Origin of the sequence: Pseudoduganella sp., from assembly GCF_041914865.1 — a bacterium.
Classification (GTDB): domain Bacteria; phylum Pseudomonadota; class Gammaproteobacteria; order Burkholderiales; family Burkholderiaceae_D; genus Rugamonas.
The window spans coordinates 1-21065 of sequence record NZ_JAYSCO010000028.1 but is presented as its reverse complement, the minus strand read 5'-3'; the positions used below and the strand labels follow the sequence as shown (position 1 = coordinate 21065).

Annotated in this window: 26 protein-coding genes; 16 read left to right on the top strand and 10 right to left on the bottom strand. The window is 65.3% G+C overall.

The window, feature by feature from the left end:
- Positions 1 to 8 precede the first annotated feature (8 nt).
- Positions 9 to 902 carry an ABC transporter ATP-binding protein gene (locus ACE3TQ_RS14540; RefSeq protein WP_374582988.1) on the bottom strand — a complete coding sequence of 298 codons (894 nt, stop codon included), beginning with the start codon at positions 900 to 902 and terminating at the stop codon, positions 9 to 11.
- A 225-nt stretch (positions 903 to 1127) separates the two neighbouring features.
- Here ACE3TQ_RS14540 and ACE3TQ_RS14535 point away from each other — a divergent pair, with 225 nt between their 5' ends.
- The 4 genes from ACE3TQ_RS14535 to ACE3TQ_RS14520 all read left to right on the top strand — a co-directional run bounded on the left by ACE3TQ_RS14535 (position 1128) and on the right by ACE3TQ_RS14520 (position 3324).
- Positions 1128 to 1577, top strand: a complete 450-nt coding sequence (locus ACE3TQ_RS14535; RefSeq protein ID WP_374582987.1) for a hypothetical protein — start codon at positions 1128 to 1130, stop codon at positions 1575 to 1577.
- A complete protein-coding gene (locus ACE3TQ_RS14530) occupies positions 1574 to 1984 on the top strand; it encodes a hypothetical protein (protein ID WP_374582986.1) in 411 nt (136 codons plus the stop codon). The genes ACE3TQ_RS14535 and ACE3TQ_RS14530 overlap by 4 nt, the downstream gene beginning before the upstream one ends.
- 41 nt (positions 1985 to 2025) lie before the next feature.
- Positions 2026 to 2664: a 2-polyprenyl-3-methyl-6-methoxy-1,4-benzoquinone monooxygenase gene (gene coq7, locus ACE3TQ_RS14525; RefSeq protein ID WP_374582985.1), complete on the top strand. Its 639-nt coding sequence runs from the start codon at positions 2026 to 2028 to the stop codon at positions 2662 to 2664.
- Positions 2665 to 2826: 162 nt separating this feature from the next.
- The gene (locus ACE3TQ_RS14520) at positions 2827 to 3324 is read left to right on the top strand and encodes a hypothetical protein (protein WP_374582984.1); all 498 of its coding nucleotides are present in this window, start codon (positions 2827 to 2829) and stop codon (positions 3322 to 3324) included.
- Positions 3325 to 3497: 173 nt separating this feature from the next.
- On the opposite strand, the gene ACE3TQ_RS14515 is transcribed toward ACE3TQ_RS14520, so the two are convergent.
- From ACE3TQ_RS14515 to ACE3TQ_RS14500, 4 genes are all read right to left on the bottom strand, one after another.
- The gene (locus ACE3TQ_RS14515; RefSeq protein WP_374582983.1) at positions 3498 to 3728 is read right to left on the bottom strand and encodes a hypothetical protein; all 231 of its coding nucleotides are present in this window, start codon (positions 3726 to 3728) and stop codon (positions 3498 to 3500) included.
- Positions 3710 to 4453, bottom strand: a complete 744-nt coding sequence (locus ACE3TQ_RS14510) for a hypothetical protein (RefSeq protein WP_374582982.1) — start codon at positions 4451 to 4453, stop codon at positions 3710 to 3712. Before ACE3TQ_RS14510 ends, ACE3TQ_RS14515 begins: the two co-directional genes overlap by 19 nt.
- Positions 4450 to 5301 (bottom strand): DUF2167 domain-containing protein, encoded by an 852-nt coding sequence (locus ACE3TQ_RS14505; RefSeq protein WP_374582981.1) that lies wholly within the window; start codon positions 5299 to 5301, stop codon positions 4450 to 4452. Before ACE3TQ_RS14505 ends, ACE3TQ_RS14510 begins: the two co-directional genes overlap by 4 nt.
- Positions 5302 to 5377: 76 nt before the next feature.
- Positions 5378 to 5785, bottom strand: a complete 408-nt coding sequence (locus ACE3TQ_RS14500) for a helix-turn-helix domain-containing protein (protein WP_374582980.1) — start codon at positions 5783 to 5785, stop codon at positions 5378 to 5380.
- A 69-nt stretch (positions 5786 to 5854) separates the two neighbouring features.
- Between ACE3TQ_RS14500 and ACE3TQ_RS14495 the strand changes: the two genes are divergently transcribed.
- Complete coding sequence (locus ACE3TQ_RS14495) at positions 5855 to 6328, top strand: DUF2938 domain-containing protein (protein ID WP_374582979.1); 474 nt, start codon at positions 5855 to 5857, stop codon at positions 6326 to 6328.
- Positions 6325 to 6885 carry a flavodoxin family protein gene (locus tag ACE3TQ_RS14490; RefSeq protein WP_374582978.1) on the top strand — a complete coding sequence of 187 codons (561 nt, stop codon included), beginning with the start codon at positions 6325 to 6327 and terminating at the stop codon, positions 6883 to 6885. Before ACE3TQ_RS14495 ends, ACE3TQ_RS14490 begins: the two co-directional genes overlap by 4 nt.
- Here ACE3TQ_RS14490 and ACE3TQ_RS14485 read toward each other — a convergent pair.
- The 4 genes from ACE3TQ_RS14485 to ACE3TQ_RS14470 are packed head-to-tail and all read right to left on the bottom strand — an operon-like array spanning position 6872 to position 10649.
- Positions 6872 to 7294 carry an OsmC family protein gene (locus tag ACE3TQ_RS14485; RefSeq protein WP_374582977.1) on the bottom strand — a complete coding sequence of 141 codons (423 nt, stop codon included), beginning with the start codon at positions 7292 to 7294 and terminating at the stop codon, positions 6872 to 6874. The two genes, ACE3TQ_RS14490 and ACE3TQ_RS14485, sit on opposite strands and share 14 nt — an antisense overlap.
- A gap of 30 nt (positions 7295 to 7324) precedes the next feature.
- Positions 7325 to 8509, bottom strand: coding sequence for an ABC transporter permease (locus ACE3TQ_RS14480; RefSeq protein WP_374582976.1), 1185 nt, complete (start codon positions 8507 to 8509; stop codon positions 7325 to 7327).
- Positions 8506 to 9240, bottom strand: a complete 735-nt coding sequence (locus ACE3TQ_RS14475; protein WP_374582975.1) for an ATP-binding cassette domain-containing protein — start codon at positions 9238 to 9240, stop codon at positions 8506 to 8508. The genes ACE3TQ_RS14480 and ACE3TQ_RS14475 overlap by 4 nt, the downstream gene beginning before the upstream one ends.
- Positions 9237 to 10649 (bottom strand): alpha/beta fold hydrolase, encoded by a 1413-nt coding sequence (locus ACE3TQ_RS14470; RefSeq protein ID WP_374582974.1) that lies wholly within the window; start codon positions 10647 to 10649, stop codon positions 9237 to 9239. Before ACE3TQ_RS14470 ends, ACE3TQ_RS14475 begins: the two co-directional genes overlap by 4 nt.
- A gap of 234 nt (positions 10650 to 10883) precedes the next feature.
- Between ACE3TQ_RS14470 and rplM the strand changes: the two genes are divergently transcribed.
- The 10 genes from rplM to erpA all read left to right on the top strand — a co-directional run bounded on the left by rplM (position 10884) and on the right by erpA (position 19806).
- Positions 10884 to 11312 carry a 50S ribosomal protein L13 gene (gene rplM, locus ACE3TQ_RS14465; protein WP_130315552.1) on the top strand — a complete coding sequence of 143 codons (429 nt, stop codon included), beginning with the start codon at positions 10884 to 10886 and terminating at the stop codon, positions 11310 to 11312.
- Between the two features lie 9 nt (positions 11313 to 11321).
- On the top strand, positions 11322 to 11714 hold the full coding sequence (gene rpsI / locus ACE3TQ_RS14460) for a 30S ribosomal protein S9 (RefSeq protein ID WP_028102305.1): 393 nt from the start codon (positions 11322 to 11324) through the stop codon (positions 11712 to 11714).
- Between the two features lie 160 nt (positions 11715 to 11874).
- The gene (locus tag ACE3TQ_RS14455) at positions 11875 to 12957 is read left to right on the top strand and encodes a hypothetical protein (protein WP_374582973.1); all 1083 of its coding nucleotides are present in this window, start codon (positions 11875 to 11877) and stop codon (positions 12955 to 12957) included.
- Positions 12954 to 14219: an HlyD family secretion protein gene (locus tag ACE3TQ_RS14450; RefSeq protein WP_374582972.1), complete on the top strand. Its 1266-nt coding sequence runs from the start codon at positions 12954 to 12956 to the stop codon at positions 14217 to 14219. The genes ACE3TQ_RS14455 and ACE3TQ_RS14450 overlap by 4 nt, the downstream gene beginning before the upstream one ends.
- Complete coding sequence (locus ACE3TQ_RS14445; RefSeq protein ID WP_374582971.1) at positions 14216 to 16363, top strand: peptidase domain-containing ABC transporter; 2148 nt, start codon at positions 14216 to 14218, stop codon at positions 16361 to 16363. The genes ACE3TQ_RS14450 and ACE3TQ_RS14445 overlap by 4 nt, the downstream gene beginning before the upstream one ends.
- Positions 16364 to 16376: 13 nt before the next feature.
- On the top strand, positions 16377 to 17327 hold the full coding sequence (locus tag ACE3TQ_RS14440) for a hypothetical protein (RefSeq protein ID WP_374582970.1): 951 nt from the start codon (positions 16377 to 16379) through the stop codon (positions 17325 to 17327).
- 13 nt (positions 17328 to 17340) lie between these two features.
- Positions 17341 to 17520: a hypothetical protein gene (locus tag ACE3TQ_RS14435; RefSeq protein ID WP_374582969.1), complete on the top strand. Its 180-nt coding sequence runs from the start codon at positions 17341 to 17343 to the stop codon at positions 17518 to 17520.
- 149 nt (positions 17521 to 17669) lie between these two features.
- Positions 17670 to 18707 (top strand): N-acetyl-gamma-glutamyl-phosphate reductase, encoded by a 1038-nt coding sequence (gene argC, locus ACE3TQ_RS14430; RefSeq protein ID WP_374582968.1) that lies wholly within the window; start codon positions 17670 to 17672, stop codon positions 18705 to 18707.
- A gap of 12 nt (positions 18708 to 18719) precedes the next feature.
- Entirely contained in the window at positions 18720 to 19388 is a 669-nt protein-coding gene (locus ACE3TQ_RS14425) for a DUF6776 family protein (protein ID WP_374582967.1), read from the top strand.
- A gap of 61 nt (positions 19389 to 19449) precedes the next feature.
- Complete coding sequence (erpA, locus tag ACE3TQ_RS14420; RefSeq protein ID WP_028102302.1) at positions 19450 to 19806, top strand: iron-sulfur cluster insertion protein ErpA; 357 nt, start codon at positions 19450 to 19452, stop codon at positions 19804 to 19806.
- An 83-nt stretch (positions 19807 to 19889) separates the two neighbouring features.
- Here erpA and ACE3TQ_RS14415 read toward each other — a convergent pair whose 3' ends face one another.
- A complete protein-coding gene (locus ACE3TQ_RS14415; protein WP_374582966.1) occupies positions 19890 to 20981 on the bottom strand; it encodes an anhydro-N-acetylmuramic acid kinase in 1092 nt (363 codons plus the stop codon).
- Positions 20982 to 21065: the final 84 nt, after the last annotated feature.

Below are 21065 nucleotides of genomic sequence, written 5' to 3'. Positions count from 1 at the left end.
GCCCCCGGTCAGTCGCAGGCGTTGCTGACGTCGTGGCGGCCGAGGATGGTCGCGAAATAGAGGTCTTCCAGGTCGCCCAGGGCCTCCTCGAAACCGTCGCCCGGATCGTCGTCGTTGTAGACGTGGATCAGGGTGCGGCCGGACATCAGGCGGGTCGAGATCACGGCATGGCGCTGCTGGAAATAGGCCAGCTCCTTCTTGTCAACGAAGCGCGCCCAGATCTTGCAGCTGACGTCATCGATCAGCTTCTGGGTGGCGCCGGCCACCAGCAGCTTGCCCTTGTTGATGATCGCCATATTGGCGCACAGGTCGGCCACGTCGGACACGATGTGGGTCGACAGGATCACGGTGCGGTCTTCGCCGATATCGGACAGCAGGTTGTGGAAGCGCACGCGCTCCTGCGGGTCCAGGCCGGCGGTCGGCTCGTCGACGATGATCAGTTTCGGGTCGCCCAGCAGGGCCTGGGCGATGCCGAAGCGCTGGCGCATGCCGCCGGAGAAGCCGCCCAGGCGCTGGTTGCGCACTTCGAACAGGTTGGTCTGCTGCAGCAGGCCGTCCACCACCTCGCGCCGGCGGCCGCGGTGCGACAGGCCCTTCAGGATGGCAAAGTGGTCGAGCAGTTCGTAAGCGGTCACTTTCGGGTAAACGCCGAAATCCTGCGGCAGGTAGCCCAGCAGGCGGCGGATTTCATCCTTCTCGTCGAGGACGTCGAGGTCGCCGAAAAAGACCGAGCCGGAGTCGCATTCCTGCAGGGTGGCCAGGGTCCGCATCAAAGTCGACTTGCCGGCGCCGTTCGGGCCGAGCAAGCCGAACATGCCGGCGGGGATGGTCAGCGACACGTTGTCGAGCGCGACTACCCCGTTGGCATATGTCTTTGACAAGTTCTTGATGCGTAATTCCATGGTGACTCCGCTAACCCCTTTTCACATGATGGCATTGTATTGAATACACGACATATCGGTTGCCCTTATGCGATAGCCCGCATATTCCGCCGCCCAGATTGCGCTTTCCGGGGAGCGGAAAGGGCCATTCTGGGGTAGGTTTAGCACTAAAGTTTCAAGGGTAACAAGGTTGATACCCCCGCGCAAGGAACAAATCTGGACAAAATTGCTATATAGTCCCAAGCCATGCAAGTCCACCATCCCAAACTTGATGCTGCGGTGCAGGAAAAGATCCTGACCGTGACCCGCTGCGGCCTGACCGCGCGCGAAGCGAGCGGCTTTTTCCGCACGGCCATCGGCCTGTACTACCTGGCCGGCCTGATGACCAAGGAGCAGCTGGATTTCAAGGCGCTCGACAAGGCGTTCAACCGCTTCATCTACCGCACCATCGGGCCGGGGCACAGCACCACCAGCATCCTGCAGTTCATGAGCGGGTCCAAGGTGGTGGAAGTGCTGGAGTCGCCGCGCTTCATGCGCGCGATGGCCGACTACTTCCCGGAAGTGCCGGTGGATTCGATTCCCTTCCTGCTTGGGCTGAACCTGGGCGTGGCCAAGGATATTTCGAAGATCGACGCGCGCGGCCCGGTGGCCGACTGGCTGGAAAAGCAGCGCCAGTTGCGGGAGGGCGAGGCATGATCCTGGTGCCGGCCATCCTGTCGCTGCTGCTCGGGACCCTGGCTGTTGGCCTGATGGCGAAATTGGTGGTACGGCTGGCGCGCCACGGCAGCCTGGCCTGGCGCCACGCCTTCGCCTACGGCGCCCTGGTCACGGTGGCGGGCCTGGCAGGCGTGCTGCTGCGCTTTTTCAGCGGCGTGGTGCTGCCGGGCGTGCTCGGCGCCGCCATCGCCTTTGCCTTCCACGCCCTGATGGGCGGCTGGTTCCTCGGCCGCCACGTGCACGACCGCGAGGGCCTGCGCATTCCCTTCCTGCGCGGAGCTTTCCTTGGCGTGCTGGTGTTCGTGCTGGTGCTGGCGCTGGGCTTCGCAATGGGCGCGCTTATGGGCTTGCTGGAAGCGCAGCAAGGCGCAACTGCCCCGGTGTAGGGCATATAATGTGGCCTTCCGTATAAGCCTGGTGACACATCATGAACCGCTACCACAATCCTATCGACCGTTTCATCACTGGCGCCGACAAGGCGCTGCGCGTGCTGGCTGGCGTGCATTCGGCATCGCGCCCGAACCCGGCGGTGCATGCGGCCGATGCGGACATGACGGAGAAGGAACACCGCCACAGCGCGGGCCTGATGCGGGTGAACCATGTGGGCGAGGTGATGGCGCAGGCGCTGTACAACTCGCAGGCGCGCTTTGCCAAAAGCGATGAAGCGCGTGCCGCCTTCGACAAAGCCAGCCGCGAAGAAGAGGACCACCTGGCCTGGTGCGCCTCGCGCCTGGCCGAACTAGGCTCGCAGCCGAGCTTCCTGAATCCGCTGTTCTACGCCGGCGCCTACGCGCTGGGCACCGCCGCCGCGCTGGCGGGCGACAAGCAAAGCCTGGGTTTTGTGGTGGAAACCGAACGCCAGGTGGAAGCCCACCTGGCCAGCCACCTCGACATGCTGCCGCCGCAAGACGCCAAGTCGCGCGCCATCGTCGAGCAAATGCGCATCGACGAAATCGCGCACGGCAAGGCGGCTGAAGACATGGGCGCGGAGAAGACGCCGCTGCCGATCCAGCTGGCGATGAAGGCCATGTCGAAGGTGATGACTTCGACCACGTATTACATCTAAAAGACGCCGGCGGCCTTCAACACCCAGCCCAGGATTTGATTCGCTATTTCAGCCTCAAGTTTTACAATGCGCGGCTCGCAGCCATGTTAATCGCTTGGACAGAGGCTTTGCTGGAAAGTTCAGGTAATTCGTTAGAGATTTTTTGCTTATTGGGTTCCTGGAATGACAATAACTGAATGGACTGCACTTCTCGATGAGCCGAAGTCCATCCTGGGCCCTTATAACGGTACCGCACCATCGTTGAGCGCGTTTGCACCACATGCGTGGCGTGCGCACTTCAATCAGGTTGCCATCGCCGGTCAGTTCCTACATATGCCAAACGTGGTGCCTGCGAGCTGGGGACCTCGGGAGGAAGCACGGGCGGAAGTGGTTTTCGAATTCTATGACGTTCGTTTGCTTCGGGTTGATGGTACCTTGGAGCGAGACGACAACGATGATTCGATGCACGGGATGCCCAAGGGAAAACTGGGGCAATGTACATTGACAGCGATGAGTGACGCCTACATCCGTTTTGCCGAAACTGGTGTTACTCGGCCTTGGAAGCAGTTCAGCTTCAGTCAACCATCGTTTTCACTTTCGATAGAAGCAGGCGGGATTCGTATTTATTGCGGGCGACGAGTGAGTGGGCAATTCGGCCATGGTCTTCCCTATGTTTCATGAGAAAAGCCCCGCTGGTGGGCTCATCCAAGAACGCCGGTGCTTGACAGAACAGCACTAACTTAAAGCATATGTAGAGGTTCTTCGTCAACGAATATGGCTTGCTGTCTCAGAAGCTCTAGCTCTTCTTCAAACGCCGGCATGCTGATAACGTCGGGCGGACGGCTTGGGGGCGCTCAAACGGTCAGGGCTTTGATGGCTGCGGCGTAGGCGTTGCGGACTTCTTTGGTCTTCATCATGGATTGGTAAGCCTGGTCGACCTGCTCCAGCGTGGCGTCCGGTGGGACGTTGAGGACCAGGTGCCAGGGTGTCTGGGCGGCTGTTTCCTGCGCGGCCAGCAGGCGGCTGATGCCCCAGTAGCCGCCGGCAAGACCCAGTACGATGGCGATTATTTCGTGGGTGGACATGTTTCGAGTTCCTGGTGGAGGGCGGCCTGGTAAGCTGCCAGTGCCTGCGCTCGTGGCGTGCCTTCGGCTTCCCAGGAGATGGCGTTGTCGATGCGCTTGATCACGGTGGGCAGGGTGGCGTTCCAGTCGTCGCTGCGCAGCAGGCGGCGGCCGGCGGAAACCAGTTCTTCCGGTGGCTGCGTGTGCCAGCTGATGTGGCGTACCAGGTTGAGGGCAAACGGCGGGCAGGTGAGCGATTCAAAGGCCAGTGCGCCGACCTGGCGTGCGCTCAGTGCCAGGGCGCGGCGTTGAAACCAGGTGTAGCCCAGCGCGAGCAGTGCGGCGGCGTAGAACAGCACAATGCCCGCCGCAATCGCTACATTGCCGAAGCGCGAGAAGAGGCCTAGCGGCACCAGGCCGAACAGGGCCAGTGCCATCAGCCACACCATGGGTGCAAGCACTTTGTAGGGGCCGAAGGGCGGCGGCGTCCAGCGTGGCGCTGCGCCGGCAGCCACCTGCTGTTTCCATTGGAAGGGATACAGCGGGCGGTGCGGCAGCAGGGGATGCGGAACGAAGGGCTCCTTGCCGCGCAGGGTGAAATGCTCCGCGCCGAAGTGCAGCGACCAGCGGCCGCCCAGCGATGCCATCAGCACGCCTTCGTTGGCATGCAGCAGCCGCGCCGAGTCGTACAGGTACAAGCCGACCATGGCGGCCAGCAGCAGCACCTCGGCGTGGGGAGCAATCAATTGCTGCTTTCCTTTTTCTTGAACAGCGAGCGCAGGCCGGCGAGAACGGCAATGCCGCCGACGGCAACCAGCTTCCACATCTTGGCCAGGAACAGCGCAGCGGCTGCCCAGAAGCCTTTCTTGGTCGCGATTGCGGCGGCACCGCCGGTGACCAGCGCTGCCAGGCCGAATTCAGCCACGTGGTCGCCGGCGCGGAACTCGGAGTACTTCTCGCCGTCGTTGAAATCATAGCCCTGCAGGATCTTGCGGAAGCTGGCGACATCGGCATCCAGCGTTTCCGGCGACGACACCAGGGTCGCGCTCATCACGCCGGTGCGGCCCAGCAGGCGGATGGTGTAGTTCAGCGAAATGCCGTGCTCCGAGCGCAGTTTCAGGCCCCATTCCAGGCGCTTGGTCTTCTCGTCGTAATGCGGCGGCACGTACCAGCCTTCGGTATGCAGCTCGCCCAGGCCGAGGCGCTTGCGCTCTTCGTTGGCCGGGCCGTCGTTTTCCTTGAGGGTTTTCAGCAGCGCGTCGGCGTCGATTTTTTCGCCTTCCTTCACGTAGCCGCTCGGGTCGAAAGTGAAATCGGCCCACCAGCCGTTCTCGTTATCGAGCACGATGAAGTTGCCGTCTTCCGGCAGGTTGCCGGTCAGCTCCAGGAAGCGGCGCGAATTCTTCTCGTCCAGGAACTGCACCTTGTCGTTCGGCGTTTTCAGGGTGGCTTTGCCGGCGATGTTCTCGGCGCGCGGGCCGGAATGCCATTCAAGCTTGTCGAATTCTGCCTTGCGCTGCTCGGCAGTCATCTGCTGCGCCATTGCCAGCGCGGGAAGGAGGGCGAGCGTAATCACCCAGTGACGGATCTTCATTTTAATTTCCCCATGGAATTATTGTATTAAGACCAAGAGGATAGCAGCTGGCACCCCATCCAAAATGCACTCTTTGTCACCGCCGCAGGCTGCGTTCGATGGCGCCGCTGGTGGCCGCCTTCAGCAGGCGCTGGAATTTCGGGCATTCGGCGTGGCTCGGGGCCGGGCAGGCGGCGGCATGGCGCAAGCCTTCGCTCATGGCTTTCAGGCGCTTGGCCAGGGCCTCGATTTCCTCCGCTTTGGCCAGCAGGATGGCGCGGTCGATGGCGGTGCCACCGTCCGGCGTGAACATGGCGCCGATTTCATCGAGCGACAGGCCGGCCGACTGGCCGAGCGCGATCAGGGCCAGCGTGTCCAGCACGCTGGGCGCGTAGGTGCGGCGCAGGCCATTGCGGCCGGAGGGCTTGATCAGGCCCTTTTTCTCGTAGTAGCGCAGGGTCGACGCGGCCACGTGGGCGCGTTCGGCTACTTCGGCAATATCCATCGGCATAAATCCCTTGACTTGAAGTTGGCTTCAACTTCTACAGTGTGCACATCGTTCAAGGAGATTGCAATGGAAATCATCTTTATCGGCATCGGCGCGACCGTGGTCATGGACCTCTGGCTGGCGCTGTTGAAACGGCTCGGTGTGAAGACGCTGAACATGGCTTTCATCGGCCGCTGGGCGGGGCACCTGGCGCAAGGGCGTTTTGCCCACGCCTCGATCGGGGCGGCGGCGCCGGTGCCGGGTGAGGGCGCGCTGGGCTGGCTGGTGCATTACGCCACCGGCATCGCCTTCGCGGCGGCGCTGGTGGTGGTGGCGGGGCCGGGCTGGCTGGCCGCGCCCACGCTGGCGCCGGCGCTTACGGTCGGTATTGCCACCGTCGGCGCGCCGCTGTTCGTGATGCAGCCTGCCATGGGCCTGGGCTTCGCCTCCAGCAAAACGCCCACCCCGCTCAAGAACTGCCTGCGCAGCCTCGCCAACCATGCCGTGTTCGGCCTGGGCCTCTACCTCTCCGCTTTACTCGTCAAAGGAATCGCATCATGAAGAAGATCGCCGTTATCTATCACAGCGCGCATGGCCACACCGCGCATATTGCCTCGCTCATCGCGCAGGGCGCCGCCAAGGTGGCGGGCACGGAAGTGCACGTGCTGCAGGCGTCGGAACTGGCTGCGGCGCCCGAGGCGCTGCTGCAGTACGACGGCTTGCTGCTTGGCTCGCCGACCTATCTGGGCGGCGTGTCGGGCGTGTTCAAGTCCTTCATGGATGCCACCGGCAAGATGTGGCGCACGCAGCAGCTCAAGGGCAAGCTGGCGGGCGGCTTCACGGTGTCCTCGCTGCCGGCCGGAGACAAGCAATCGACGCTGATGTCGATGTTCACCTTCTGTATGCAGCACGGCATGCTGTGGGCCGGCAATCCCATCATCCCCGAGCAGCAAAGCGGGGTGCCGTACGAGGAGGCGGCGAACCGCCTGGGGTCGTGGAGCGGCATGATGGCGCAGGCTGGCCATGGTGCACCGAGCGACCAGTTCGCGGCCGGCGATATCAGGACTGCCCTGCTGTTCGGGCAGGGCTTTGCGGAGACCCTGCTCAGGCTTCGATGATTTCGAAGCTGTGGGTGATCTGCGCGGTCTTGGCCAGCATGATGCTGGCCGAGCAGTATTTGTCGTGCGACAGGGTGATGGCGCGCTCCACCACTTCCGGCTTCAGGCCTTTGCCGGTGACGACGAAGTGGAAATTGATCTTGGTGAAGACCTTGGGTTCGGTCTCGGCGCGCTCGGCCTGCAGGGTGACTTCGCAGCCTTGCACGTCGGCGCGGCCCTTTTTCAGGATCAGCACCACGTCATAGGCGGTGCAGCCGCCGGTGCCGAGCAGCACCATCTCCATCGGGCGCGGCGCCAGGTTATGGCCGCCGCCTTCCGGTGCGCCATCCATATTGACCATGTGGCCCGAACCGGTCTGGGCGCGGAAACTCATGCCCGACGGGCCATTCCAGCTGACTTTCACTTCCATCGAAATCTCTCCGTAAAATGCGTCCGGGCATTATACGGTCATCATGTATTTCTCGCTCTTCATGCGCCGCTCGGTGTACCAGACGCACAGCATGGCCAGCAGCAGGCTGCTGAAGAAGGTTTGCAGGAAGGGCAGCATGCCGATGCTCTGGCCCTTGGCCAGCTCGCGCAACAAGGTCTGGTTGGACAGCACCGGCACCATATACATCCACCAGCTGTTGGTCAGGTTCATCATCGGCACCACGATCACCGGCACCAGCGGCACGATCATGGTGAAGCTGACCAGGGTTTGCGCCTCCTTGAAGGAGCGGGCGTTGATGGCGAGGGCGATTTCCAGCGCGGCGGCGAACAGCGACAGCGCCACGGAGGCCAGGCAGACCATGGCCAGGTCGCGCCAGCCCAGGCGCCAGGACAGGCCGATTTCCTCCAGCGGCAGCCATTTCAGGATGCCGTGCGCAATCGCCAGTTCCAGCGTGATGCCGACGATCGACAGCAGCGAAGCGGCCAGCCATTTGCCGATAATCAGGTCGGCCGGCCGCACCGGCTGCGCCATCAGCACCTCCAGCGAGCGGCGTTCGCGTTCGCCGGCGGTGCTGTCGACGGCGGTGCTCATGCAGAACATGAAGGCAGGGATGAAGAAGATGCCGAGCATGGTGCTGATGGTGTTGGCAGAGCGCGCCGCGCTGCTGCCGGCGTCGTAGCGCTGCACCAGCACCGGGTTCAGGTTGACCGGCGAGACGCCGTGCGCCAGCAGGCGCGCGCTGGCGATGTTGCGGCTGTAGTCGCGCAGCACGTACTCCACTTCATCCAGCTTGCGCGCGCTGTCGGAGGCGGAGTCGAACCACAGCTCGACCCGCGCCGGCCGCATGGCGTGGTAGTTCTCGGCAAACTCCGGGGTCAGGCGCAGCACGGCGGTAACGCCCTGGCGCCGCAGCAGGGAGGTGATTTCCTCGTCCTGCAGCGGTTCCAGTTCGGTGATGTTGACGTTGCGCTGGCGCAGCTGGTTCATCAGGGTGGGCGCCTGGTCGCCGCCGATCACGGACAGCTCCACGCCCTCGCGTTCGGGCTTGGTGGCGCGGTCTATCTGGCGGTGCAGCACCAGGCCGACCAGCAGCGGATACATCAGCACGAACAGCAGCAGGAGGCTGAGGGCGCGGCGGTCGCGCAGGGTTTCCACCAGTTCCTTGCGCAGTACGATGGGGAATTTGAGCTTCATAGTTCGATGCCTTCCTCGGTGCCGACCAGGCGCACGAAGGCGTCCTCCAGGCTGGACAGCCCGGCCTTTTCGCACAGCTGCTGCGGCGTGCCTTGCGTGACGGTGGTGCCCTTGGCGATCACGATCACGTCGTCGCAGGAGTGGATCACTTCCTGCATCACGTGGGTGGCCATGATGACGCAGCAGCCGTCGGCCTTGAGCGCGGCCAGGGCGCGGCGCAGGGCGCGCGTACTCATCACGTCCAGGCCCCGGCTTGGCTCGTCCAGCAGCAGGTGGCGCGGGCGGTGCAGCAGGGTGCGCGCCAGGGCGACCTTGATGCGCTGGCCTTGCGAGAAGCCTTTGGCGCGGCGGTCGATGATGTCCTCCAGCGACAGCAGCTCCGTCACTTCGCGCGTGCGCTGCTCGATGGCGGCATCGGCCATGTCATTCAGCTCGCCGAAGTAGCGCAGGTATTCGCGCGTGGTCAGGCGCTCGTACAGGCCGAACTGGTCGGTCAGCACGCCCACGTTGCGCCGCACCGCCATCGGGTCCAGGGCCGGGTCGACGCCGTCGATGGAGATGCTGCCGTGGTCGCGCTGCAGCAGGCCGACCAGGGTGCGCAGCAAGGTGGTCTTGCCGGCGCCGTTCGGCCCGAGCAGGGCGGTGATGATGCCGTCGCGCGCGGTGAAGCTGGCGCCGGCCAGCGCCTGGACTTTGCCAAAGCGCTTGCAGAGGTTCTGGACTTCGATCATGGTTGCGGGCCTGCGCTATTGAGCTGGAAGGTAGGGGCCGGGATCTCGCTGAGGCAGTCGGCCTTCAGCGCCGCCTCCGGCTGGTCGAGGAAGCTGCGCATCAGGCGCGGCATGCAGCCCAGCGGCGAGACAATGTGGCCGCCGTTCTTGACGACCAGGTGCTGCGCCTTCTTCATGTATTTGCGCGCCGCTTCGGCGCGGCGCGGCGGCGTGACCGGGTCCAGCGCGCCGGACATCAGCAGCACCGGCGCCTCGATCATGGCCGGTTCCTGGTACGGCACGGCGGGCACCGCCATCGCTTCGCACATCTTCCCGATGCGCATGATCTGCGGCGCGCCAAGGAAGGAGCCCCTGGTGTCTTCGGCCAGCAACTGCGGCGTCAGGCGCGGGAAGTCCTCGGCGCACACCACGGCCAGGTGCAGCGGCATGGCCGGCCCGCTGTCGGAAGCGAAGTCGCGCGAGACATTGCTGCGCGCAATGAAGGGCTGCCAGCGGTCCTGGTAGGCGCTGTGGATCAGGAAGGGCAGGCGCCGGCTGTCGGCCTGCGAATACAGGATGTTGTGCACCGTGCCGAGGAAGCGCATGCCGGTCATTTCCACCTTGCTCGGCTCCGCCGTGCGCGGGTCGGGCAGGTTGAGGGTGGCGGGGGCTTTCGCCAGGCGCGCCGCCAGCGCCTCGAACTCGCTGCGCAGGCTGGGGAAGGCGGTGGCGCACACGGTGTCGTCGGCGCATTGCTTGAACAGGGCGTCCAGCGCGGCCTGCGCATCGCGCGCGCCGGCCGGTACCACCTGGTCCGGCGCCGCCACGCCATCCAGCACCATGGCGCGGATGCTGGCGGGGTAGAGGCGGGCGTAGACCTGGGCCAGGCGGCTGCCGTAGGAGCCGCCCCACAGGTTGATGCGGCCATAACCCAGGGCGCTGCGTACCAGCTCGATATCGCGCGCCGCCTGCTCGGTGGTGTACAGGTTGAAGCGCTTGTTCAGGCCCTTGATGCAGGCGCGGGTCGCGGCCAGCAGCTCGTCTTCCGTGGCCATTTCCACATTCTTGCCGGGTTTGCAATCGAGCTTGCCGGACAATCCCGTTCCGCGCTGGTCGATCAGCACGATGTCGCGCGTGGCGCGCACTTTGCGGAAGGTGGTGTTCAGCAGGGGCACCAGGTCGCTGCCCGCCTCGCCCGGGCCGCCGGCCAGCAGGAACAGCGGGTCGCGCCGGGCCGATTCGCGCAGGGCGGGCGCCACCACCACGTGCAGGCTGAGGGTGGGCCCGGGCGCGCGGTGGTCGAGCGGCACCGCCAGGCGGTGGCAGCGCAGCGACTCCTCAGTGCCGGGCAGGTGGCAATCCTTGCCGGCCTGGGCCAGCGCCAGGGCCGGCGCCAGCAGCGCGGCCATCGCCACCAGTCGGCTCAGCATGGGGCAAACCATGGCCGTCTCCTCTTATGGTTCTGGAGCTCCATAGTAGCTCTGCAATATTTGCTTAGCAACGGCAACGCGGTACAGGGCGGGGTTGACCCAGCGGCCCCGGCCGGGCTATAATCGCCAGCTTTCCGTTCGCTCAGGAAAAGCATATAAGAAGGATGCGTCCGCTGAAGTAACCGGGCGGAACCACCATTTGAGCGTTTTTAATCTTTCACAGAAAGTTCAAACATGAAAACTTTTTCCGCTAAGGGCCATGAAGTCCAGCGCGATTGGTTCGTGATTGACGCGACGGACAAAGTCCTCGGCCGTGTTGCCAGCGAAGTGGCACGCCGACTGCGCGGCAAGCATAAGCCAGAATTCACCCCTCACGTTGACACCGGCGACTTCATCGTTGTCGTGAACGCAGGCAAACTGCGCGTGACCGGTACCAAAGCAACCGAGAAGACCTACTACCGTCACTCCGGTTACCCAGGCGGTATCTACGAGACCAACTTCCTGAAGATGCAACAGCGCTTCCCAGGCCGCGCCCTGGAAAAGGCAGTGAAAGGCATGCTGCCGAAGGGTCCTCTGGGCTACGCCATGATCAAGAAGCTGAAAGTGTACGCTGAGGGTTCCCACCCGCACGCTGCCCAGCAACCTAAAGCACTCGATTTCTAAGGAACTGACATGATCGGTAACTACAACTACGGCACCGGCCGTCGCAAGAGTGCAGTTGCTCGCGTGTTCATCAAAGCTGGCACTGGCCAGATCATCGTGAACGGCAAGCCAGCAGCTGAGTACTTCTCCCGTGAAACCGGCCTGATGGTCATCCGTCAGCCGCTGGAACTGACCGGCAACGTTGAACGTTTCGACATCAAAGTCAACGTGCACGGCGGCGGCGAGTCCGGCCAGGCAGGTGCAGTGCGCCACGGTATCACCCGTGCACTGATCGACTACGATGCAGGCCTGAAGGGCGACCTGGCACGTGCCGGCTTCGTCACTCGCGATGCTCGTGAAGTTGAACGTAAAAAAGTTGGTCTGCGCAAAGCACGTCGCGCAAAGCAATTCTCGAAGCGTTAATCTTTTTACGCTTTACACAAAAAAGCCGCTGGTTTCCAGCGGCTTTTTTCATTTGTGGCCGAATTCGCCACACCACATAAAAATTGCACAAACGAAATTACTAAATTGATACTGTTGGCGTTATCCTAATTGGAGTTCATTAGCATTGTGTAATGCCGCCATGCGTATCCTTATCGTCGCCAAGAAGAACGACCCCCATGTTGCTGCCGTTGAGTGGGGGCTGCAGCAGATGGGCGTCCAGCCCAGCATCTGGTACTGGGAAGACTTTCCCCGCGTGGGCCAGGCCAGTTACAGCATCGGCCCGGATGCCGCGCCGGCGGCCAGCCTGGACTTGGGCGATGGCCAGCCGCAGGGCGGGTTTGACGTGGTCTGGCTGCGCCGCATGGGCAAGACCACGGCCATGGACGGCGCCCATCCCGACGACCTGGCCGTGATCGAACAGGCGTCCGAGCATTTCGTGCGCGTGGTGCTGCCCTACCTGGGCCATGCCGGCACGCGCTGGATCAACGAGTACTACGCCAACGAGGCCTGCGAAAACAAGCTGCGCCAGCTTGCCCTGGCGCGCGAATGCGGCTTCACGATTCCCGATACGCTGGTGGGCAACAGCGTGGACGCCGTGCGCGCCTTCTTCGACAAGCACGACGGGCGCATCATCCACAAATCGTTCGCGCCCGCGACATGGAACAACGCGGACGGTTCGCGCACCGCCGCCCGGACGTCGGCCGTCGCGCGCGCCCACCTGCAGTCCGACTACGCGCTGCGGGCCTGCCCCGGCATCTACCAGCAGCGTATCGACAAGCAGCATGAGCTGCGCGTGACAGTCATGGGCAGCGCGGCCATTGCCGCCCTGATCGACAGCCAGCGCGACGGTCCCGCGCTCGACTGGCGCATGGATGGCGGCCGCGGCATGAGCAACCTGCACGCCACCACGCTGCCCCCCGGGCTGGAGCAGCAATGCGTGCGCTACTGCGCGCGCCTGGGCGTGGCCTTCGGCTGCATCGACCTGATCGTGACGCCGGCCGGCGGCGTGGTCTTCCTCGAGATCAACCGCTGGGGCCAGTTCCTGTTCAACGAGATTGCCGATCCGGCCATTCCCATGCTGGACGCGTTCTGCCGCTACCTCGCCTTCGGCGACATGCGGCCGCAAGCCGGGCAGCCGCCCGCCATCTCGATGGCGGCATGGTTCGCCAGCGACGCTTGCCGCAACGCCCAGCAGGCGCGCACGGCGGTGCTGGCGGCATGAGCCGGCGCCCCCTGTTCCGGGCCGCCGCCCTGCGCGCGGCCCGTCCCGACGAGTGGCTGGGCCAGCCGGTGCTGCTGCAGCCGCTGTCGATGCGCCTGATCGCGTGGACCATGGTGGCCTTCGCCGTCTGCCTGCTGGCCTTCATTTTCCACGCCGAGTACACCCGGCGCGTGCCCGCTTCCGGCGTGCTGGCGCCGGACGCCGGCCTGCTGAAGGTGCAGTCGCCGCAGCCGGGCGTGATCCTGGAGCGGCGCGTGCGCGAAGGGCAGCAGGTGCAGGCGGGCGAGGTGCTGTATGTGGTGTCGTCGGAAGTGATGTACGCGCCGGACGGCACGCGCAGCCGCGGCGCCGCGGCCGACACCCTGGGCCACCTGCAGTCGCGCCAGTCCCTGGTGCAGGCCGACGCCGAGCAGGCGGCGCAGGTGGCGGCGCGCGAGAATGCGCAAGCGCGCGCCCGCGTCGCCTCGCTGCAGGGCGAACTGGCGCAGCTGGACCAATCGATTGCGGTGCAGGCCGAGCGCCTGGCCTCCAAGCAGGTGCAGTACGAACGGCACCAGCAGGCGCAGGCGCAGGGCTTCCTGTCGCCGCTGGCCTTGCAGCTGAAGCGCGACGAGCTGCTGGAGCAGCAAAGCCGCCTGCATGATATGCAGCGCAGCCGCCTTGGCCTGGTGCGCGAGATGGCCGACGCGCAGGCTGCGGTCGATACCGCCGCCGGCAAGCTGGCGCTGGCGCGCTCGGGCTACCAGCGCCAGATCCTCGACATTGAGCAGGACCGGGTGGCGCAGCAGACGCGCGGGCGGGTGCTGGTGACGGCGCCGCAGGCCGGCCTGGTCACCGCCGTGCTGGCCGAGCCGGGCCAGCGCATCGACGGCCAGACCCTGCTCACCATCGTGCCGGCCGGTTCGCAGCTGGAAGCGCACATCTTTGTGCCCAGCTCAGCCATCGGCCTGATCCGCGAAGGCGACCCGGTGGCGATCCGCCTGGCCGCCTATCCCAATGAAGGGTATGGGAAATTCGAAGGGCGCGTGCTGGAAGTGCCGAACGCCACGCTCAGCCCGCAGGAGCAGGCCGCCAGCCAGGGCCTGGCCGGGGAGGCGCGCTACCGGGTGCGGGTCGGGCTGCCGGCGCAGTCGATCCGCGCCGCCGGCGCCTGGCACAAGCTGCGCGCCGGGATGGCGGTCGACGTGCGCTTCCCGCAGGAGCGCCGCACCCTGGCCGGCTGGCTCTTCGCGCCGCTCTACCGCTTGAAGGAGACGCTATGAACCTGGGCCTGGAGTTCGGCCGCCGCCAGCGGCTGCCCCTGATCATGCAAGGGGAGGCGGCGGAATGCGGCCTGGCCTGCCTGGCCATGGTGGCCAGCTACCACGGCCATGAGATCGATCTGCTCGGCATGCGCCAGCGTTTTTCGCTCAGCATGCGCGGTGCCACGCTCAAGACGCTGGTCGATATCGCCGGCGTGCTCAAGCTCGGCGCGCGCCCGGTGCGCATCGAACTGGAAGAGCTGCAGCACCTGGCCATGCCGTGCGTGCTGCACTGGAATATGAACCACTTCGTGGTCCTGAAAAAAGTGCGGCTCGACGCGCGCGGCAAGCTGCGCTCGATCCGCATCCACGACCCGGCGGTCGGCGATATCAGCGTCGGCGCCGAGCAGGTCGATGCCGCCTTCAGCGGCGTGGCGCTGGAGCTGGCGCCGGCCGAAGGCTTCGAAGAGCGCAGCGCGCCGCCGCGCGTGCGGGTCGGCCAGCTGGTGCGCCAGGTGCGCGGCCTGCGCGGCGCCCTGGTGCAGACCTTTGCCCTGGCGCTGGCGCTGGAGACGTTCGCGCTGCTGGCGCCGCTGTTCATGCAGCTGGTGGTGGACGGGCCGATCGCCTCGGCCGATTACGACATGCTGACCGTGTTCGCGCTGGGCTTCGGCATGCTGATGCTGGTGCAGGTGGCGGTGGGCGCGTTCCGCTCCTGGGTCGTCATGTACATCAGCACCCACGTCGGCCTGCAGTGGATTTCCGGCGTCTTCACCCACCTGCTGCACCTGCCGCTGTGGTTCTTCGAGAAGCGCTCGATGGGCGACATCATCTCGCGCTTCGGTTCGGTCAACATGATCCAGCAGACGCTCTCGCGCAGCTTCATCGAGACCGTCCTGGACGGCATCATGGCGCTGGCTGCGCTGGCCATCCTGCTGGCCTATAGCCCGCTGCTGACAGGCGTGGTGGCGCTGGCGCTGGCCGTGTACGTGGCCTTGCGCGCGGCGCTGTACCTGGCGCTGCGCCGGGCCAGCGAGGAACAGCTGAATTTCAAGGCGCGCGAGCAAAGCATGTTCCTGGAGTCGCTGCGCGGCATCCAGTCGATCAAACTGTTCAACCACGAGCGCGCGCGCCACTCGCGCTGGTTCAACGCCCAGGTGGCGGCGGCCAACCGCACCATCCGCTGCGACAAGCTGGCGCTCTACTTCAAGACCGGCAACGCCTTGCTGACCGGCGTGGAAAACGTGGCCGTGATCTGGCTCGGCGCGCGCCTGGTGATGGGCGACAGCTTCTCGCTCGGCATGCTGTACGCGTTCCTGGCCTACAAAAGCATCTTCACCGGGCGCGCCTACGCGCTGGTGGACAAGCTGCAGGACTTGCGCATGCTGTCCCTGCAAGGCGAGCGCCTGGCCGACATCGTGCTCACCGAGCGCGAAAGCGGCGACGACCACACGCCGGTGGAAAGCCTGCCCGAGGGCTTCGATATCGAATTGCGCGGCGTCTCCTTCCGCTATTCCGACGCCGATCCGTGGGTGATCCGCGGGCTCGACCTGGTGATCCATACCGGCCAGTCGATCGCCATCGTCGGCCCGTCCGGCTGCGGCAAGACCACGCTGCTTAAAATGCTGATCGGGATACTGGAGCCGACCGAGGGCGAGATCCTGGTGGGCGGCATCCCGCTGGCCCAGCTGGGCGCGCGCCGCTACCGCGCCATGCTGGGCGCGGTGATGCAGGATGACCACCTGTTCGCCGGCACCATCGCCGACAACATGTGCTTCTTCGACCAGCAGGTGGACATGGCCTGGCTTGAGCAGTGCGCCGATTCGGCCGCCATCGGCGCCGACATCCGCGCCATGCCGATGGGCTTCCAGACCCTGGTCGGCGATATGGGGTCGAGCCTGTCGGGCGGGCAGAAGCAGCGCCTGGTGCTGGCGCGTGCCCTCTACAAGCGCCCGCGCATCCTGTTCCTCGACGAGGCCACCAGCCACCTGGACACCAGCAACGAGCGGCGCGTCAATGAAGCGATCCACCACATGGCGATCACGCGCGTGATCGTCGCGCACCGCCAGGAAACCATCGCCTCGGCCGACCGCGTGGTGGAACTGGCGCAGGGCGCGATCGTGCGCGACTTCCTGCAGGAACAAAACGGCGCCCTGCGCGCTTGAAGGGAGCAGACACATGATGGCAGTTGAAGTGGCGGCGGGTGCAGGGCAGGCGGTGCTGGCCGGGGTGTTCTGCGTGAGCGCCATGGGCAAGGTGGTAGGCTGCCAGCGCATCGGCGGCGCCATGTGTAGCAAGGCCGCGCTCGACCTGGGCTTGCTGGCGCTGGCGGCACTGGCCTGGTGGCAGCCGGCCGCCCTGGCCGCCGGCGCCGGCGCGCTTGCCGTTGGCGCGGGCGGCTGGCTGCGCGAGCGCCTGCGCGGCAACACCATCTGCAATTGTTTCGGTGTGCTGACGCCCGCCTTGCACCGCTGGCGCAACCATGTGCGCGGCGCGCTCGCGCTCGGCGGCGTCCTGCTGCTGGCGGCGCAATGGGATGGGCACAGCGCGACCCGGGCCGCGCCGGCCTATCTGGCCGCCCTGGCGGCCGGCGGCCTGGCCGTGCTGGCCGCCTACGCCTACGCGCATGCCAGCGCCGTGCCGAAAGTCAAGGCTGCGCGGACGCCGGAGCAGAACCTGCAGCGCGGCGCCGCCCAGCTGCGCCTGCAGGACCAGCTGGGCCTGCGGCCCGACGGTTCCAGCGTCCAGTTGCGCCACCTGCTGCAGCCGGGGCGTCCGCTGGCGCTGCTGTTCACCATGGCCGGGTGCGAGCAGTGCGAAGTGGTGAAGAAAGAGCTGGCGCCCGTGCTGGGGCGCTTGGACTTTCCCCTGCATATCGTACTGAGCGGGCCGGCGCCCGATGGCCTGCCTGGCTTGCGCGATCCCGACAACGTGCTGCGCCAGCATTTCGACCTGGAAGGCGTGCCCTCGCTGGTCATCATCGATCCGGAGACGCTGGCGTTGGCCCAGCCTGCGGCCTTTGGCAACGGCGCCATTTACCGCGACCTGCTGCGCCTTGGCGCGACAGGCGCAGCAAGCCCGGGTCAAGCTGACCCGCCCGAGCTTGTTTCAACCGTGGGCCAAGCATGATTGGAGATAGTAGATGGAAATCAAGAACAATATGTTCCAGCGCATCCTGTCGAACGTCGTCGGCCAGGTCGTGACGGCCGAGGAACTGGAGGCCGTCACTGGCGCCGCAATCAAACTGCCATACTGCGACCCACGCCGCTACTCGACCTCGCTGCCGGATGGCCCAGGTGATGTGATTACCTGCGACAACTGATTGCCGCTGGCGCGACGTTAGCCTGAAAGGGCCGGCATCTGTGCCGGCCTTTTTCATCATGACGCCCGGCAAGTTCGTACGCCGCTGAAGCCCGGGGCCGGTTTTGATAAAATGGCCGCCTATTTAACACACCTTGCAAGGAAGAGAACATGATCAAAGTAGGCATCGTCGGCGGCACTGGTTACACGGGTGTGGAACTGCTGCGACTGTTAGCCGCCCACCCGGAAGTCCAGCTGACCGCGATCACCTCGCGCAAGGAGGACGGCCTGCCGGTGGCTGAGATGTATCCTTCCCTGCGCGGCCGCGTGGATATCGCCTTCAGCTCGCCCGACAAGGTCGACCTGACCCAGTGCGACGTGGTGTTTTTCGCCACCCCGCACGGCGTTGCCATGGCGCAAGCGCCGGAGCTGCTGGCCAAGGGCGTGAAAGTGATCGACCTGGCGGCCGATTTCCGCATCAAGGACCGCGCCGTGTTCGAGAAAACTTACAAGATCGACCACACCGCGCCCGCGCTGCTGGAGCAGGCCGTGTACGGCCTGCCTGAGCTGAACCGCGAAGACATCAAGAAAGCCAAGCTGATCGCCAACCCCGGCTGCTACCCGACCACCATGCAGCTCGGCTTCGTGCCGCTGCTGAAGGCCGGCCTGATCGACGCCGGCCACCTGATCGCCGACTGCAAGTCCGGCGTCTCCGGCGCCGGCCGCAAGGCCGAAATCGGCACCCTGTTCTCGGAAGCATCCGACAACTTCAAAGCCTATGGCGTGAGCGGCCACCGCCACACGCCGGAAACCGCGGCCCAGCTGCAGCGCTACACCAGCGACAAGGTCAACCTGATCTTCACCCCGCACCTGACCCCGATGATCCGCGGCATGCACTCGACCCTGTACGCGCGCCTGACCAAGGACGTGACGAACGAAGAGCTGCAAAAGCTGTTCGAAGACACTTACGCCGACCAGCCGTTCGTCGACGTGATGCCATGGGGCTCGCACCCGGAAACCCGCAGCACGCGCGGCGCCAACATGCTGCGCCTGGCGCTGCACCGTCCGGGCAACGGCGACACCCTGATCGTGCTGGTGGTGCAGGACAACCTGGTGAAAGGCGCCTCCGGCCAAGCCGTGCAGTGCATGAACCTGATGTTCGGCCTGGATGAAGGCCTGGGCCTGCAAACCATCGCCCTGATGCCGTAATTGGAGACCGGCATGGAACAGGCACGCCCGCCGCTGCTGGCGCGCGTGCTGGGCCTAGCGGCGGTGCTGGTGGCCGCCGGCGTGCTGGTGGTGTGGGGCGTGGACCTGGGCCAGCGCGTGATCGGCGCCTCCAAAGGCGAAGCCGGCCCGTCGCTTGCCAGGCAGCTGGCCGCCGCCGAAGTCGAGCTGGCGCGCGTGACGGCCGAGCGTGACGCCCTGGCGGACAAGCTGAAGGCTGCTCCTGCCGCCGCAAGCAGCGCCGCACCGCCCGCATCCACTGATGCCGAGCTGGCCAAGCTCAACGCCGACCTGGCCCTGCTGGAAGCGGTGCTGCCACCGGCCAGGCCCGGCAGCGGCCTGTCCATCCGCGGCATGCAAGCCCGCATGGCCTCGCCCCGGCTATTGCATTACACGGTACTGCTCCAATATGGGGCCAGGAAGAAGGGGCCGGCGGCCTGGTCCGGCCGGCTCAAGCTGGCGGTGACGATCGAGCAGGGCGGCAAGAAGAGCGTGCTCGAGTACCCGAAGGAAGGTGCCGAGCGCTACGCCATGACGATCGAGAATTACCAGCGCGTCGATGGCACGCTGGAGCTCCCCGAGGGCGCCAAGGCCGTGTCGGTGGCGGTCAGCATGTCGGAAAACGGTAAAACCGTTGCTAGCGAAGCAACGGACGTGCGCTGAGAAAGCGGCCAGGTCCGGCATGGACTATAATGGGACAACTGAATTTAAGTAGGAGTAATACATGACTGCAGTAGCCGAAGACGTGATTCCGGCACCGATCGTTTTCACCGACGCCGCGGCCGAGAAAGTAGCGCAACTGATCGAAGAAGAAGGCAATCCGGACCTGAAGCTGCGCGTATTCGTGCAGGGTGGCGGCTGCTCCGGCTTCCAATACGGCTTCACCTTTGACGAAATCGTCAACGAAGACGACACCACCATGGTGAAGAACGGCGTCCAGCTGTTGATCGACTCGATGAGCTACCAGTACCTGGTGGGCGCCGAGATCGACTACAAAGACGACCTGGAAGGCGCGCAATTTGTGATCAAGAACCCATCCGCCACCTCCACCTGCGGCTGCGGCTCTTCCTTCTCCGTATAAGTTTTCCCCGATACGGCCGAGCCCGTGTCCACTTTGGGGTCAGGCCCCGGAGTGGACACGGGCTCTTGCGTTAACGGGGCGAATCAACGCGGATACAGGGCGCCGAGGATGCGCTCGCCGCGCGCGCCGGTGACGCTGGGCAGGTTGCCGGGCTGGCGCTCGCCGAAGCGGAAAGCGAGCCAGGCGAATGCCAGCGCTTCGACGCGGTTGGGCGGAACGCCCAGGGCGTCGGTCGACTGCACCTGGATGCTGGTGCCCAGCTCGGCCTGCAGCTCGCGCATCAGGGTGACGTTGTAGGCGCCGCCGCCGCACACGTAGACGGCATCCGTGCCGTGCGGTGCGATTTCGCGCGCCAGGGTGACGGCGGTCAGGCGCGTCAGCGTGAACATCACGTCTTCCGGGCGCGCCTGGGCGAAGGGCGCCAGCCGGGCGTCCAGCCAGGCGGCGTGGAACAGGTCGCGGCCCGTGCTCTTCGGCGCCGGCTGGGCGAAGTAGGGCTCGGCCAGCAGCGCGGCCAGCAGGCCGGGCACTTCCTGGCCGGTGGCGGCCCAGGCGCCACCCGCATCGTATTCGCGCCCCTGGTGGCGGGCGATCCAGGCATTCATCAGGACGTTGCCGGGGCCGGTGTCGTAGCCGCCCACGCTGCCATCCTTGTGCAGCAGCGAGATATTGGCAATGCCGCCGATATTGGCCAGCACACGGGTCTTGCCTTCCTTGCCGAACAGGGCGCGGTGCGCGGCCGGCACCAGCGGCGCGCCCTGGCCGCCGGCGGCGACGTCGCGCGCGCGGAAGTCGGCAATCACATCGATGCCGCACAGTTCGGCCAGCAGGGCGGGGTTGTTGGTCTGGCGCGTGAAGCCGAGTTCGGGCCGATGGCGGATGGTCTGTCCATGCACGCCCACCGCGCGCACGTCGGCCGCCTTCATCTCGGCCTTGGCCAGCAGCTGGGCTACGCAGTCGGCGTACAGCGCGGCCAGCTGGTTGGCGGCCAGTGCTTCGCGTTCGATTTCATTCGGGCCGGCCGCCTGCAGCGCCATCAGCTCATCTCGCAGCGCCTGCGGGAATTCGACATAGGCGGCCGACATGGTGCGTGCCGCGCCGGCCCAGAAGTCCACCAGCACGCCATCCACGCCATCCAGGCTGGTGCCCGACATCAGGCCGATATATAAGCTCATGTGCTCCTCCTTTGTTTTATTGTAATTCGGGGTCAGGTCTGACAAACGGACAAAAGGCGCACATTTGTGCGCCTTTTGTCCGTT

What these genes read in the sequence shown, in the direction of transcription:
- ACE3TQ_RS14540 (WP_374582988.1), bottom strand. Translation starts at nt 902, where the DNA reads ATGGAATTACGCATCAAGAACTTGTCAAAGACATATGCCAACGGGGTA.
- ACE3TQ_RS14535 (WP_374582987.1), top strand. Translation starts at nt 1,128, where the DNA reads ATGCAAGTCCACCATCCCAAACTTGATGCTGCGGTGCAGGAAAAGATC.
- ACE3TQ_RS14530 (WP_374582986.1), top strand. Translation starts at nt 1,574, where the DNA reads ATGATCCTGGTGCCGGCCATCCTGTCGCTGCTGCTCGGGACCCTGGCT.
- coq7 (WP_374582985.1), top strand. Translation starts at nt 2,026, where the DNA reads ATGAACCGCTACCACAATCCTATCGACCGTTTCATCACTGGCGCCGAC.
- ACE3TQ_RS14520 (WP_374582984.1), top strand. Translation starts at nt 2,827, where the DNA reads ATGACAATAACTGAATGGACTGCACTTCTCGATGAGCCGAAGTCCATC.
- ACE3TQ_RS14515 (WP_374582983.1), bottom strand. Translation starts at nt 3,728, where the DNA reads ATGTCCACCCACGAAATAATCGCCATCGTACTGGGTCTTGCCGGCGGC.
- ACE3TQ_RS14505 (WP_374582981.1), bottom strand. Translation starts at nt 5,301, where the DNA reads ATGAAGATCCGTCACTGGGTGATTACGCTCGCCCTCCTTCCCGCGCTG.
- ACE3TQ_RS14500 (WP_374582980.1), bottom strand. Translation starts at nt 5,785, where the DNA reads ATGGATATTGCCGAAGTAGCCGAACGCGCCCACGTGGCCGCGTCGACC.
- ACE3TQ_RS14495 (WP_374582979.1), top strand. Translation starts at nt 5,855, where the DNA reads ATGGAAATCATCTTTATCGGCATCGGCGCGACCGTGGTCATGGACCTC.
- ACE3TQ_RS14490 (WP_374582978.1), top strand. Translation starts at nt 6,325, where the DNA reads ATGAAGAAGATCGCCGTTATCTATCACAGCGCGCATGGCCACACCGCG.
- ACE3TQ_RS14485 (WP_374582977.1), bottom strand. Translation starts at nt 7,294, where the DNA reads ATGGAAGTGAAAGTCAGCTGGAATGGCCCGTCGGGCATGAGTTTCCGC.
- ACE3TQ_RS14480 (WP_374582976.1), bottom strand. Translation starts at nt 8,509, where the DNA reads ATGAAGCTCAAATTCCCCATCGTACTGCGCAAGGAACTGGTGGAAACC.
- ACE3TQ_RS14475 (WP_374582975.1), bottom strand. Translation starts at nt 9,240, where the DNA reads ATGATCGAAGTCCAGAACCTCTGCAAGCGCTTTGGCAAAGTCCAGGCG.
- ACE3TQ_RS14470 (WP_374582974.1), bottom strand. Translation starts at nt 10,649, where the DNA reads ATGCTGAGCCGACTGGTGGCGATGGCCGCGCTGCTGGCGCCGGCCCTG.
- rplM (WP_130315552.1), top strand. Translation starts at nt 10,884, where the DNA reads ATGAAAACTTTTTCCGCTAAGGGCCATGAAGTCCAGCGCGATTGGTTC.
- rpsI (WP_028102305.1), top strand. Translation starts at nt 11,322, where the DNA reads ATGATCGGTAACTACAACTACGGCACCGGCCGTCGCAAGAGTGCAGTT.
- ACE3TQ_RS14455 (WP_374582973.1), top strand. Translation starts at nt 11,875, where the DNA reads ATGCGTATCCTTATCGTCGCCAAGAAGAACGACCCCCATGTTGCTGCC.
- ACE3TQ_RS14450 (WP_374582972.1), top strand. Translation starts at nt 12,954, where the DNA reads ATGAGCCGGCGCCCCCTGTTCCGGGCCGCCGCCCTGCGCGCGGCCCGT.
- ACE3TQ_RS14445 (WP_374582971.1), top strand. Translation starts at nt 14,216, where the DNA reads ATGAACCTGGGCCTGGAGTTCGGCCGCCGCCAGCGGCTGCCCCTGATC.
- ACE3TQ_RS14440 (WP_374582970.1), top strand. Translation starts at nt 16,377, where the DNA reads ATGATGGCAGTTGAAGTGGCGGCGGGTGCAGGGCAGGCGGTGCTGGCC.
- ACE3TQ_RS14435 (WP_374582969.1), top strand. Translation starts at nt 17,341, where the DNA reads ATGGAAATCAAGAACAATATGTTCCAGCGCATCCTGTCGAACGTCGTC.
- argC (WP_374582968.1), top strand. Translation starts at nt 17,670, where the DNA reads ATGATCAAAGTAGGCATCGTCGGCGGCACTGGTTACACGGGTGTGGAA.
- ACE3TQ_RS14425 (WP_374582967.1), top strand. Translation starts at nt 18,720, where the DNA reads ATGGAACAGGCACGCCCGCCGCTGCTGGCGCGCGTGCTGGGCCTAGCG.
- erpA (WP_028102302.1), top strand. Translation starts at nt 19,450, where the DNA reads ATGACTGCAGTAGCCGAAGACGTGATTCCGGCACCGATCGTTTTCACC.
- ACE3TQ_RS14415 (WP_374582966.1), bottom strand. Translation starts at nt 20,981, where the DNA reads ATGAGCTTATATATCGGCCTGATGTCGGGCACCAGCCTGGATGGCGTG.